The organism is Mesorhizobium comanense (assembly GCF_005503535.1).
Lineage (GTDB): Bacteria > Pseudomonadota > Alphaproteobacteria > Rhizobiales > Rhizobiaceae > Mesorhizobium > Mesorhizobium comanense.
This window is the reverse complement of record NZ_SCNN01000009.1, coordinates 185,300-198,329: the sequence shown is the minus strand read 5'-3', so window position 1 is coordinate 198,329 and position 13,030 is coordinate 185,300. Positions and strand designations below refer to the sequence as shown.

The 13,030-nt window shown below is 63.7% G+C and carries 8 protein-coding genes; 6 read left to right on the top strand and 2 right to left on the bottom strand.

The window, feature by feature from the left end; genetic code table 11:
* Window positions 1-9: 9 nt before the first annotated feature.
* The 6 genes from glgB (at window position 10) to bglA (ending at window position 10,504) form a co-directional block, all read left to right on the top strand.
* Window positions 10-2,223 carry a 1,4-alpha-glucan branching protein GlgB gene (glgB, locus tag FFS37_RS17595; RefSeq protein WP_137932220.1) on the top strand — a complete coding sequence of 738 codons (2,214 nt, stop codon included), beginning with the start codon at window positions 10-12 and terminating at the stop codon, window positions 2,221-2,223.
* A gap of 22 nt (window positions 2,224-2,245) precedes the next feature.
* On the top strand, window positions 2,246-3,511 hold the full coding sequence (gene glgC, locus FFS37_RS17590) for a glucose-1-phosphate adenylyltransferase (protein ID WP_137932219.1): 1,266 nt from the start codon (window positions 2,246-2,248) through the stop codon (window positions 3,509-3,511).
* Window positions 3,512-3,595: 84 nt separating this feature from the next.
* On the top strand, window positions 3,596-5,041 hold the full coding sequence (glgA, locus tag FFS37_RS17585; RefSeq protein ID WP_137932218.1) for a glycogen synthase GlgA: 1,446 nt from the start codon (window positions 3,596-3,598) through the stop codon (window positions 5,039-5,041).
* A gap of 3 nt (window positions 5,042-5,044) precedes the next feature.
* Window positions 5,045-6,673 (top strand): alpha-D-glucose phosphate-specific phosphoglucomutase, encoded by a 1,629-nt coding sequence (locus tag FFS37_RS17580; RefSeq protein WP_137932217.1) that lies wholly within the window; start codon window positions 5,045-5,047, stop codon window positions 6,671-6,673.
* 199 nt (window positions 6,674-6,872) lie between these two features.
* The gene (glgX, locus tag FFS37_RS17575; protein ID WP_137932216.1) at window positions 6,873-8,873 is read left to right on the top strand and encodes a glycogen debranching protein GlgX; all 2,001 of its coding nucleotides are present in this window, start codon (window positions 6,873-6,875) and stop codon (window positions 8,871-8,873) included.
* Window positions 8,873-10,504 carry a beta-galactosidase BglA gene (bglA, locus tag FFS37_RS17570; protein WP_137932215.1) on the top strand — a complete coding sequence of 544 codons (1,632 nt, stop codon included), beginning with the start codon at window positions 8,873-8,875 and terminating at the stop codon, window positions 10,502-10,504. Before glgX ends, bglA begins: the two co-directional genes overlap by 1 nt.
* Window positions 10,505-10,556: 52 nt before the next feature.
* Here the strand turns inward: bglA and FFS37_RS17565 are convergent, their stop codons facing one another.
* Together FFS37_RS17565 and FFS37_RS17560 are read right to left on the bottom strand one after the other, a co-directional pair.
* Complete coding sequence (locus FFS37_RS17565) at window positions 10,557-12,323, bottom strand: TadG family pilus assembly protein (protein WP_137932214.1); 1,767 nt, start codon at window positions 12,321-12,323, stop codon at window positions 10,557-10,559.
* The gene (locus tag FFS37_RS17560; RefSeq protein ID WP_137932282.1) at window positions 12,324-12,770 is read right to left on the bottom strand and encodes a TadE/TadG family type IV pilus assembly protein; all 447 of its coding nucleotides are present in this window, start codon (window positions 12,768-12,770) and stop codon (window positions 12,324-12,326) included. It lies immediately after the preceding gene.
* Between the last annotated feature and the right edge of the window lie 260 nt (window positions 12,771-13,030).

The following is a 13,030-nucleotide window of genomic DNA, read 5'->3' as shown; positions in this document are numbered from 1 at the left end:
GACCGCCTGATGAGGAAGCCGCGCGCGACCGCTGCGACAAGCGGGCCGGACGGGCTGGCGCCAGCCAGCGATGTTGCGGCAATTGTCGCCGGCACGCACGGCGATTCCTTCGCGGTCCTCGGTGTCCATGAAATCGGCAAAAGCCTGTTTGCCCGCTGCTTCGTTCCCCATGCCGAATCCGTCACCGCCTATACGCTGACGGGCACCAAGGCTGGAGAATTGTCCCGGCGCGACGATGCCGGTTTCTTCGAAGGCAAGCTGTCGCTCAGGAAGCGCCAGCCGCTGCGCTACCACGCCAGGAACGCCGGCGGCGACTGGTGGCTGACCGACCCGTATTCATTTGGCCCGGTGCTCGGACCGATGGACGACTATTACATCGCCGAGGGTTCGCACCTGCGATTGTTCGACAAGCTTGGTGCGCATGTCATCGAACATGAGGGCGCCACCGGCGTGCATTTCGCCGTCTGGGCGCCAAATGCGCGGCGCGTCTCCGTGGTCGGCGATTTCAACGACTGGGACGGTCGCCGTCATTCGATGCGCGATCGCCGCGATACCGGCATCTGGGAAGTGTTCATTCCCGATATCGGCGCCGGCCGGCCCTACAAATATGAGATCATTGGATCTGACGGGGTGAGATTGCCGCTCAAGGCCGATCCGTTCGCCTTCAAATCTGAATTGCGGCCGGCCACCGCGTCCGTGACGGCGGTTCCGCCGGCCCACCAGTGGGGGGACGAGGCGCATCGCAATTTCTGGCGCAATGCCGATCCGCGGCGCGAGGCGGTGTCGATCTATGAGGTGCATGCCGGCTCCTGGCAGCTTCGCGACGATGGCACCTTCCTGTCCTGGGATGAACTCGCCGACCGGCTGATCCCTTATGTCGTCGAGACCGGTTTTACCCATATCGAATTCATGCCGATCTCCGAACATCCCTATGATCCCTCCTGGGGCTATCAGACGACGGGCCTCTACGCGCCGTCCGCGCGCTTCGGCGACCCCGATGGCTTTGCCCGCTTCGTGGACGGCGCCCATCGTGCCGGGGTCGGTGTCATCCTCGACTGGGTGCCGGCGCATTTCCCGGTCGACGAGCACGGCCTTGTCCACTTCGATGGCACTGCGCTTTACGAGCACGCCGACCCGCGCAAGGGCTTTCATCCCGACTGGAACACCGCGATCTACAATTTCGGCCGCCGTGAGGTGGTGTCGTTCCTGGTCAACAACGCGCTGTTCTGGGCCGAAAAATATCACGTCGACGGGCTTCGCGTGGATGCGGTCGCCTCGATGCTTTACCTCGACTATTCACGCAAGCAGGGCGAGTGGATCCCCAACGAGAAGGGCGGGCGCGAGAACCTCGAGGCGGTCAGCTTCCTGCAGAAGATGAACAAGGAGCTCTACGCCCACCATCCCGGCGTGATGACCGTGGCCGAGGAATCGACTTCATGGCCGAAGGTCTCGGCGCCAGTCCATGAAGGCGGGCTGGGCTTCGGCTTCAAGTGGAACATGGGCTTCATGCACGACACGCTGGAGTATTTTTCCAAGGAGCCGATTTTCCGCAAGCACCACCACAACGACCTGACGTTCGGGCTTACCTACGCCTTCTCCGAGAATTTCGTGCTGCCGCTGTCGCATGACGAGGTGGTACATGGCAAAGGCACGCTGCTTGGCAAGATGGCGGGCGACGACTGGCAGAAATTCGCGACCTTGCGGGCCTATTACGGCTTCATGTGGGGCTATCCCGGCAAGAAGCTGCTGTTCATGGGGCAGGAGTTCGCGCAGCGCCGCGAGTGGAGCGAGGCGCGTGCGCTCGACTGGAACCTGCTCGATTTTCGCCCGCACCGCGGCGTCTGGCAGACGGTGCGCGACCTCAACTACCTCTACCGCTCGCGCCCAGCGCTGCACGGCCGGGACTGCGAACCGGATGGCTTCTCCTGGTTGATCGTCGACGACAGTCAGAACTCGGTTTTCGCATGGCTGCGCAACGCGCCGGGCGGCAATCCGGTTGCCGTCGTTTCCAACTTCACGCCGGTGCCCCGCGACAATTATCGCGTGCCGCTGCCGAAGTCCGGCAAGTGGCGCGAGATCATCAACACCGACGCTTCCGAATATGGCGGGTCGGGCATGGGCAATGGCGGCACCGTCGAGGCGCGGGCGCAAACAGGCGGCATTTCCGCGACGATGCTTTTGCCGCCGCTGGCCACGATCATGCTTGAATATGTTCCAGACTGAGTAACCGGGGAGGGTGAAAACCATGGTGGATATGAAACGAACCCAGCCGCTGGCCCGCGATGCCATGGCCTATGTGCTGGCCGGCGGGCGCGGCAGCCGCCTCAAGGAACTGACCGACCGGCGCGCCAAGCCGGCGGTCTATTTCGGCGGCAAGACCCGCATCATCGATTTCGCGCTCTCCAATGCGCTCAATTCCGGCATTCGCCGCCTCGGCGTCGCCACCCAGTACAAGGCGCATTCGCTGATCCGCCACCTGCAGCGCGGCTGGAACTTTCTGCGCCCCGAACGAAACGAGAGCTTCGACATCCTGCCGGCCAGCCAGCGCGTGTCGGAGACGCAATGGTATGAAGGCACCGCCGACGCGGTCTACCAGAACATCGACATCATCGAGGCCTATGGTCCCGAATACATGGTGATCCTGGCCGGCGACCATATCTACAAGATGGATTACGAGCTGATGCTGCGCCAGCACGTAGACGCCGGCGCCGATGTCACGGTCGGCTGCCTGGAAGTGCCGCGCATGGAAGCGACCGGTTTCGGCGTCATGCATGTCGACGCCAAGGACACCATCATCTCCTTCATCGAGAAGCCGGCCGATCCGCCCGGCATTCCCGACAAGCCGGACTATGCGCTGGCCTCGATGGGCATCTACGTGTTCAAGACCAAGTTTCTCATGGAACAGTTGCGCCGCGACGCCGCCGAGCCCGGATCGAGCCGCGATTTCGGCAAGGACATCATTCCCTATATCGTCCAGCACGGTAAGGCGATCGCCCACCGCTTCGCCAAGTCCTGCGTGCGCTCGACCGCCGAGAACGAGGCTTACTGGCGCGACGTGGGCACGGTCGACGCCTATTGGGAAGCCAACATCGATCTGACAGACGTCACGCCTGAGCTCGACCTCTATGATCGCGACTGGCCGATCTGGACCTACGCCGAGTTGAAGCCGCCGGCAAAATTCGTCCATGACGAGGACGGCAGGCGCGGCTCGGCCGTCTCTTCGCTGGTGTCGGGCGACTGCATCGTGTCCGGCGCGACGCTGAAGAAAAGCCTGATCTTTACCGGCGCGCGCATCAATTCCTATTCGACGCTGGAGGAGGTCGTCATGCTGCCCGACGTTCATGTCGGCCGGAACGCAAAGTTGAAGCGCGTCGTCATTGACCACGGTGTAAGGATACCGGAAGGCTTGGTGATAGGGGAAAATCCCGCACTCGACGCCAAGCGTTTTCGGGTCTCTGAAAAGGGCATCTGCCTGGTGACCCAAGACATGATCGACAAGCTCAAGCTCTAGGAGCCGTTCCGGAAAGGTGGAAAACGGTTTTCCGTCCGGAATTACGCAAAAACAAAGAGTTGGACAGGATCGGACCATAAACGCATGCAGGTTCTGTCGGTCACACCAGAGATTTTTCCGCTGATCAAGACCGGCGGACTTGCCGATGTGACCGGTGCGCTGCCGATCGCGCTCGCGGCCAAGGGCGTGACGATGCGCACGCTTGTTCCCGGCTTCCCCGTCGTGATGGCGGCGTTCAAGAAAAAGAAGGCCGTCTATCAGTACCCGTCGCTGCAAGGCGGCAAGGCTTCCATCCACGCAGTCGAGGTCGCCGGGCTCAGTCTCTTCGTGCTCGATGCGCCGCATCTGTTCGACCGCCCGGGTGGTCCCTATGGCAATGCATCGGGTGCGGACTGGCCCGACAATTGGCGCCGTTTCGCGGCGCTGAGCCAGGCCGGCGCCGACATCGCCGGCGGCGCGATCTCAGGTTATCTGCCCGATATCGTGCATGCCCATGATTGGCAGTCGGCGATGACGCTTGCCTATATGCGCTACGGCAAGGCGGTCGGTACGCCGTCGATGATGACCGTCCACAATCTCGCCTTCCAGGGCCAGTTCGGCGCCGGCATTTTCGGCGAACTTGGCCTGCCGGCTGTGGCGATGGCGCTGGACGGCGTTGAATATTACGGCGGCGTGGGCTTCCTCAAGGCCGGACTTCAAGCGGCCTGGGCCATCACCACCGTCAGCCCGACCTACGCGCAGGAGATACGCTCTCCCGAATTCGGCATGGGGCTCGATGGCCTCATCAATATGCGCTCCAGCGATCTCTACGGCATCGTCAACGGCATCGACACCGCCATATGGGATCCGCAGACCGACACGCATCTGGTGTCGACCTATACGGCCGAGACGCTGAAAGCCCGCGCGCCGAACCGGGCCGCCGTGGAGGATCGCTTCGGCCTCGACCGCGACGACAGCCCGATCGTCTGCGTCGTCAGCCGCCTGACCTGGCAAAAGGGCATGGACATCCTGGCGACGGCGGTCGACGGCATCGTCGCGACGGGCGCGCGGCTGGCCATACTGGGCTCGGGCGATGCGGGCCTGGAAGGCGCGCTGCTCGCCGCCGCCGCACGACACCGTGGCCGTATCGGCGTGGTGGTCGGTTATGACGAGGGCTTGTCCCACATCATGCAGGGCGGCTGCGACGCGATCGTCATTCCCTCGCGTTTCGAACCCTGCGGGCTGACGCAGCTTTACGGCCTGCGCTATGGCTGCGTGCCGGTGGTTGCCCACACCGGCGGCCTCGCCGACACCATCATCGACGCCAACGAGGCCGCACTTGCCGCGGGCGTCGCCACCGGTTTCCAGTTCGCACCCAACAATGGCGGTGCGCTGCTGCATGCGATCCGCCGCCTGGCCGACGCACATGCTTCCCCGGCGACTTTCGAAGCCATCCAGCGCCAGGGCATGAAGAGCGATGTGTCGTGGGATCGAAGTGCCGGAAAATACGTTGAACTCTACCGCTTGCTGCTTTCGAAAAGGGTTGCCTGAAGCATGATACGGACCGTCCCCACCAAGCCCTATTCCGACCAGAAGCCCGGCACATCAGGCCTGCGCAAGAAGGTGCCCGTGTTCCAGCAGGAGCACTATGCCGAGAATTTCATCCAGTCGATCTTCGACGCGCTGGATGGTTTCAAGGGCAAGACGCTGGTGATCGGCGGCGACGGCCGCTACTACAACCGCGAGGTCATCCAGAAGGCCATCGCCATCGCCGCCGCCAATGGCTTCGGCAAGGTGATGGTGGGGCAGGGCGGCATATTGTCGACGCCGGCGGCCTCGCACGTCATCCGCAAATACAAGACCTTCGGCGGCATCATCCTGTCGGCCAGCCACAATCCCGGCGGCCCGCACGAGGATTTCGGCATCAAGTACAATGCCGGCAATGGCGGTCCGGCGCCGGAGAAGCTGACGGACGCGATCTTCGCCAAGACCAAGGCGATTTCGAGCTTCAAGACGGTCGATATCGATCCGATCGACATCGACACGATTGGGACGGTCAAGGCCGCCGGCATGACGGTCGAGATTATCGATCCGGTCGCCGACTATGCCGAGTTGATGGAAAGCCTGTTCGACTTCGACGCGCTGCGCAAGCTCTTTAAGTCGGGCTTCCGCATGCGCTTCGACGCCATGCATGCGGTGACCGGCCCCTATGCCAAGGAGATCCTCGAACATCGGCTTGGCGCGCCCAACGGCACCTGCCGCAACTTCAAGCCGCTGCCGGATTTCGGCGGCCATCATCCCGACCCGAACCTCGTCCACGCAAAACATCTCTATGACGAGATGATGGGACCGGATGCGCCCGATTTCGGCGCCGCGTCCGATGGCGACGGCGACCGCAACCTGATCATCGGCAAGGGCATTTTCGTCACCCCATCGGATTCGGTGGCCATGCTTGCCGCCAATGCCCGGCTGGCGCCGGGCTACAGGGACGGGCTGAAGGGCATCGCCCGTTCCATGCCGACCAGCGGTGCCGCCGACCGCGTCGCCCACAAGCTCGGCATCGGCATCTATGAGACGCCCACCGGCTGGAAGTTCTTCGGCAATCTGCTCGATGCCGGCATGGCGACGATCTGCGGCGAGGAGAGCGCGGGCACCGGCTCCAACCATGTGCGCGAGAAGGACGGCCTGTGGGCGGTGCTGCTGTGGCTCAACATCCTCGCCGCGCGCGGCGAGAGCTGCAAACAGATCGTCACCGAACATTGGGCGACCTATGGGCGCAATTATTATTCGCGCCACGACTATGAAGAGGTCGAGAGCGACCGCGCCAACGCGCTGGTCGACGAGCTCCGCGCCAAGCTCGGCTCGCTGCCCGGCACCAGCGTGCGCGGTTTGAAGATCGCCAATGCCGACGACTTTGCCTACCACGACCCGGTCGACGGCTCGACCAGCGAGCACCAGGGCATCCGCATCCTGTTCGAAGGCGGCTCCCGTGTCGTCTTCCGGCTTTCCGGGACCGGCACCTCGGGCGCGACGCTGCGCGTCTATATCGAGCGCTACGAGCCGGACAAGGCGAGGCACGACCTCGACACGCAGGTGGCGCTCGCCGACCTGATCGCGGCCGCCGACGACATCGCCGGCATCAAGAGCCATACCGGCCGCAACAAGCCGAGCGTGATTACTTGAGGGTGGTGTTGAGGGCTTTCCCTTCTCCCCTTGTGGGAGAAGGTGGCCTCGCGAAGCGAGGTCGGATGAGGGGTGCTCCAGCTTGGCGCGTTCTTCGATCGAGATTGCCAACGCCTCGTCCCGTCACACACCCCTCATCCGTCTCGGCGCTGCGCGCCGATCCACCTTCTCCCACAAGGGGAGAAGGGGAGGCGCTCGCATGACCCAGCTCGGCGCCACGATCACCCGCGAAGGCATCCGCTTCGCCGCCCGGTCCTCGTCGGCCCGTCGCCTGTGGGTGTCGATCTTCGACGGTCAGGGAGGCCGCGAGATCGACCGGCTCGAACTGCAGCCCCAGGGCGATGGCGTCCACGCGCTCCTTGTCCCCGGCCTCGTCGAGGGCACCCGCTACGGCTTGCGCGCGGACGGCGACTATGCGCCGGACCGGGGACTGTGGCTCGACCCCGACAAGCTGCTGATCGATCCCTACGCCTTCGAGATCGATCGGCCATATCAATACCACTGGCGGCTAGCCGCGCGGCGCAACGAGGGAGCCGATACCGCGCCGCTGATGCCCAAGGTCGTGGCAAAGCCCTTGCTCACGGCGGTGCCGCCGCTGCCGCCGCTGTTTCGTCCGGGCGGCCTGATCTATGAGCTGAACGTCCGCTCCTTCACCAGGCTGCATCCGGACGTGCCTGAAGCGCAGCGTGGCACCATTGCCGCGCTTGCCCATCCGGCCATCATCGAGCATCTGAAGAAAATCGGCGTCTGCGCTGTCGAACTGATGCCTGTCACCGCGTCGATCGACGAGCGGCATCTGCCGCCACTCGGCCTCGGCAACGCCTGGGGCTACAACCCCGTCACCTTCATGGCGCTCGATCCGCGCCTGGCGCCGGGCGGCCTCGCTGAATTGCGCGACACCGTCGCGGCGTTGCGCAAGGCCGGCATCGGCACCATCCTCGACCTCGTCTTCAACCACACCGGCGAAAGCGACCGGTTGGGACCGACCTTGTCGCTGCGCGGGCTGGACAATCAGGCCTACTACCGGCACCAGCAGGACGGCAGGCTGGCCAACGACACCGGCACCGGCAACACGGTCGCCTGCGATCATCCTGTCGTGCGGGAGATGGTGCTCGACACGCTTCGCCACTTCGTCCGTTACGCCGGCGTCGATGGTTTCCGCTTCGACCTGGCGCCGGTGCTCGGCCGGGTTGACGGAACGTTCGACCCAGATGCGCCGCTGCTGCAGGCAATTGCCGGCGATTCCGTCCTTGGCGACCGTGTGTTGATAGCCGAGCCCTGGGATATCGGTCCAAACGGTTACCAACTCGGCAGTTTCCGGCCGCCGTTCCTGGAATGGAATGACCGCTACCGGGACGATGTCAGGCGCTTCTGGCGTGGCGATGGGGGCACGGTGGGATTGCTCGCGACAAGGCTTGCCGGTTCGTCCGATGTCTTTGGCGGGGCCGGCGCGCCGGCCAGCCGCACGGTCAATTTCATCGCCGCGCATGATGGCATGACGCTGGCCGACATCGTGGCCTACGAACGCAAGCACAACATCGCCAATGGCGAGCAGAACCGCGACGGCCACAACGCCAACCTGTCCTGGAACAATGGCGTCGAGGGCGAGACCGAGAATGCCGGGATCATCAAGGCGCGCTTCGCCGATCAGCGTGCGCTGCTCGCCACGCTCTTTGCCTCGCGCGGCACCATCATGCTGACGGCGGGCGATGAGTTCGGACGCACGCAAAAGGGCAACAACAACGCCTATGCGCAGGACAATGCGGTGACCTGGCTCGATTGGGTCGGCCGCGACAAGGCGCTGGAGCATTGCACGGCGGCATTCTCGGCGCTGCGCCATGCTTCTCCGGCATTGACCGAAACGCGGCTGCTGACCGGTCAGCCGCCGCCGGGAGCGGACATTCCCGACGTCGCCTGGCTGACCGAAACCGGCGTGCCGCTTGGCGAAGCCGACTGGAACGATCCGGGCCGGCATCGCCTCGTCATGCTGCTGGGCAATGCCTCAGACGGCCGCCTTGCCGTTCTGATCAATGGCGATCGACGACAATGCGTCTTCACCCTGCCGGCGCGGGACGGGTTCGAATGGCGCCCGGCCATCGAGGCCGACACCGTCGATCTGGCGCGACCCCTGCCTGGCCGCGGCGTCAACTTCATGATCGAGCGCCGGGCCGCCAAGGTCCGCGGGAGGAAAGGTTCGTGATGGCCGACCACCATGCCGGGCAGGGGCGCGAATGGTGGCGCGGCTGCGTCATCTACCAAGTCTATCCGCGTTCCTTCCAGGATACGACCGGCGACGGCAGCGGCGATCTCCGGGGAATCACGACGCGGCTTGCCCACATCGCCTCGCTCGGCGTCGATGCGGTCTGGCTCTCCCCCTTCTTCAAGTCGCCCATGGCCGACATGGGCTACGACGTATCTGACTATCGCGATGTCGATCCGATGTTCGGCACGCTGGAGGATTTTGACGCGCTGGTCGTCGAAGCGCACCGGCTGGGCCTCAAGATCATCATCGACCAGGTGATCTCGCATTCTTCCGACAGGCACGAATGGTTCGTCGAAAGCCGCTCCAGCCGCGACAATCCGAAGGCCGACTGGTACGTCTGGGCCGATGCCAGACCGGACGGGAACGCGCCGAACAACTGGCTCTCGGTGTTCGGCGGGCCGTCCTGGGAGTGGGACGCCACGCGCCGGCAATATTACATGCACAATTTCCTCGCTTCGCAGCCCGACCTGAATTTCCACAATCCGCAGGTGCAGGACGCGCTGCTGGATACGGTGCGGTTCTGGCTCGAACGCGGCGTCGACGGTTTCCGGCTCGATACGGTCAATTACTATGTCCACGACCGCTGGCTGCGCAGCAATCCGCCTCTCGCGTCGAGCGTCGCCGGCACCAACGGCGAGACCAACACCTATCTTTTCCAAGAGCATCTGTTCGACAAGACACAGCCGGAAAACCTGGCGTTCCTCAAGCGTTTTCGGGCCTTGATGGACGAATATCAGGGCCGCGCCGCGGTCGGCGAGATCGGTGATGAAAGCCGCTCCTTGCAGACGCTCGCCGCCTATACCTCCGGCGGCGACAAGCTGCAGATGTGCTACACGTTCGACCTGCTCGGCCCGCAATTCTCGGCTGCCCATGTGCGCGGCTGCGTCGAGGCCTTCGAACAGGCGGTTGCCGACGGGTGGGTGTGCTGGGCATTCTCCAACCATGACGTTGTGCGCCATGTCAGCCGCTGGACGCGGCCCGGCGGTGATCCCGACGCGGTGGCCAGATTCTCGATCGCGCTGCTTTGCAGTCTGCGCGGTTCGATCTGTCTCTATCAGGGCGAGGAACTCGGCTTGGAGGAGGCCGAGCTTGCCTATGAAGATCTGCGCGACCCGGTCGGCATCCGCTTCTGGCCGGGTGTGAAGGGCAGGGACGGCTGCCGCACGCCGATGGTCTGGCAGGCTGAGGTCGAGAAGGCGGGATTCACCACCGGCAAGCCCTGGCTGCCGGTGCCCGCAAGTCATCGCGCCCGTGCGGTCGACGTGCAGAACGACAACGATCAATCGGTGCTGTCCGCCTACCGCGCGGCGCTCGCCTTGCGCAAACGTCATCCGGCACTCGTCACCGGTTCGATCCGTTTCCTCGACGCGCGGGGCGACGTGCTCGCCTTCATCCGCGAAGGCGGCGACGAGAGGCTACTCTGCGTTTTCAATTTCGCTTCCGAGGGGGTCGATTGGCCATTGCCGCGGGGCGCCGGAACGGTCACGGCCGTGCTGGCGGGAGGTCCGGTCGAGGAGAACTCCCTGTCCTTGCCCGCGCTCGGCTGGTTTATGGGCCAACTGGACTGATTGGGGTTCCGGCCGCCCGCCTTGCGCACCGGAACGGCACGCCGATCACTTTTTACTGGACCAGAACCGCGCGCCCGCAAGTCGCGCCGGTAACCCTGACGTCCGCCGAGCCGACGCTGACGCCGAGCGCCGAAAGCAGATTGTAAAGCAAGTTGTCGACCGGTGCTGTCACGCCATTCAATAACGCCACCACTGGCGGCGTCACGATATTGAGCAGTGCGGTCAAATCCAGGGGAAGGCCCAACAAATTGATCGTAAGCTGCAAGCTGGTGAGCAGTGACGATGTTAGCGACTGCGTGATGTTGCGGGTGGAAACGGTCTTTGTCGTCTTGTTGGCGATGTCGGTGGCGTTGAAGGTCAGCGTCTGGGGCGAATTGTTCGTGATGTTGACCGCCGCCGAACCGTTCACTGACAGCACGGGAAGGAGCAGAAGCTGGATCGCCGCGATCTGAGCGTTTGAGAACGTCTGCGGCCTGGTGAAGTCCGCGAAGGCTGTTGGGTTGCCGTCGGTGTTACTGGTGGCAAGGCGGAGCGCCGCGATGCCTGGCTGGGCGGCGATAGAAACCTGGATGCTGGAAGGTCCGTTCGGACAGGTAATGCCGGTCAGTGTGGCCTGCGCATAGGCGACTTCCACGCTGAGGGGCAGGCTGACGGACACCAGACTGACACCGCCGCTTAATCCGGAATTGCCGACGGTGACGCTCGCGGTAAGCTTGATGCGCGTCTGTGCGGTGCGCACCGTCGTACCAACCTGATCGATCGCCAGCCAGGGCGAGGATTGCATGGGTTGGCCGATGGCGATGAGAAGCTGTGTGTTGGTAAGCCCGGGAATGGTGGCACCGAGATCGAGCGAGACCTGGTTCGTGCCGTTCGCCAGCACCGCGCCGGCGTTCAGCATCCCGATCGCGCTCGCGGCGACCCCGAGACCGGGAGGCCTTTGCCCCACCGCCAGGCTGCCGACGCCGCCAAGATCAACAAGGGCGCTGAGCGGTATCTTGACCGTGCTGGTGGCCTTGTTAGCGATCGTCTGCAAGGCGAGGGCGCTTGTTCCGTCCAGCCCGGGAACGTTGGCCATGGCGGTAGCGATCTGGCCGATCGTCGCCTTCGACGCTAGCACGTCCGAATAGGTGCCCGCGGTCAGGTTCAACTGGGTCGCCAGCGCGCTCATGAAGGAAAGCACGTCGACGTCGGCCGAGACCAGGGCATTGTAGTCCATGACGCTGAGCGAGATGTTGCCGCCGATCAGCTTGCTGAGAAGCGAGTTCAGAATGCCGCCGTTCAGGCTAAGCAGCCTTGAACCGACCGAGAACGTCGCCATCGGCGTGATGGCCGCGGTTGCCTGGGTGCCGATGACGGGAGTGGGGATCAGCGAGCTTGCGAAATAGCGGTTGGGAATCTTGGCCAGGGTGACCCGGACGGCGTTGTAGGGGGTAACGCCCGCCTGGAAGCGCTGGCCCACATTGCTGTTGGATGCCAGGTATTGGCCTGGGGTGACCGTGACAACTGTTTTGCCCACGGCCGCCGGAATGGTCTGACCCGTGCCCTGGACGACAACGCCGGGCATGCCGTTGTCGGTGAGCGTGGTAACAACGGCGGTGTTGACATTACTGATGTTCGAGGCGGCGGTGATCGCGGCCAGGTCGACCATGGCTTGGGCTTCCCGGCGCTCCGTGAAGATGGAGGCTTCATCTATGGCGACCGCCGCGAGCGCCAACGCCACCGGGGCGCTCAAGGCCGTCATCACGGCGAAGTTCGCCCTCCTGTCGCTCGAGAGCGAGCGGGCAAGCCGGCCAATTCCTTTGCACGCCCGCCGCAGCATTCAGATACCCCCGACCCTGATCGTGGACTGACGTGTGATCGTCGTTCCCGGCATGGCTATGCCCGGAAACAGATTCCAGATCGGCAGGTTGCGCGCGTCGTACTGGATAGACACCACGAACTGGCTTCCGTCGGCCACGCTGTCATTGGCCTGGTAGGTTATTTTTGTCGCGTCCACGAAAGGGTAGCCGGCCGCGTTGTTGGCGAGATAACTCGCCACGAGCGTCTGACGTTCGGTCTGGTTCACTCCGGCAATTGCGGTGCGGGCAGCGTCGGCGGCAATCTGCTGGATCGAGTTGGCAGCCCCGAAATATATGCCGTACGCAACCATTCCGAGTAGGAGAAGCATGAAGAGCGGTGACAACAAGGCGAACTCGACCGCCGAAGTCCCCGAAGTGCTTGTTCGGAACTCGCGCCTTCTGACCCTTGAAATGAGGTTCTGAACCATGGTGCCGAGCATGCCAAATTTCGCATGCAAAAAGCGAAAACTCCGGGTACAACCTGTGGGTGTGAACAATTGAAAATGTGGCTCTAATTTAGCGGTTGCTTCTCCGGTTGCGAGGATTGACTTAGGGTCACTCAGTACTCGGTTGAAAAGAGCTTACCTCCTGTCTAGTCTCCTGCCACCAGCTGCCGGAGGGAACCGGCGGCGCGCTCAAAGGGGCCAGGCATCGGCTTCGGGGCGTCAACCATGAAAAGGCGCGCCGA

Coding starts and splice junctions, on each gene's coding strand:
- glgX (WP_137932216.1), top strand. CDS start 6,873: ATGACCCAGCTCGGCGCCACGATCACCCGCGAAGGCATCCGCTTCGCC.
- FFS37_RS17580 (WP_137932217.1), top strand. CDS start 5,045: ATGATACGGACCGTCCCCACCAAGCCCTATTCCGACCAGAAGCCCGGC.
- glgC (WP_137932219.1), top strand. CDS start 2,246: ATGGTGGATATGAAACGAACCCAGCCGCTGGCCCGCGATGCCATGGCC.
- glgB (WP_137932220.1), top strand. CDS start 10: ATGAGGAAGCCGCGCGCGACCGCTGCGACAAGCGGGCCGGACGGGCTG.
- FFS37_RS17565 (WP_137932214.1), bottom strand. CDS start 12,323: ATGCTGCGGCGGGCGTGCAAAGGAATTGGCCGGCTTGCCCGCTCGCTC.
- bglA (WP_137932215.1), top strand. CDS start 8,873: ATGGCCGACCACCATGCCGGGCAGGGGCGCGAATGGTGGCGCGGCTGC.
- FFS37_RS17560 (WP_137932282.1), bottom strand. CDS start 12,770: ATGGTTCAGAACCTCATTTCAAGGGTCAGAAGGCGCGAGTTCCGAACA.
- glgA (WP_137932218.1), top strand. CDS start 3,596: ATGCAGGTTCTGTCGGTCACACCAGAGATTTTTCCGCTGATCAAGACC.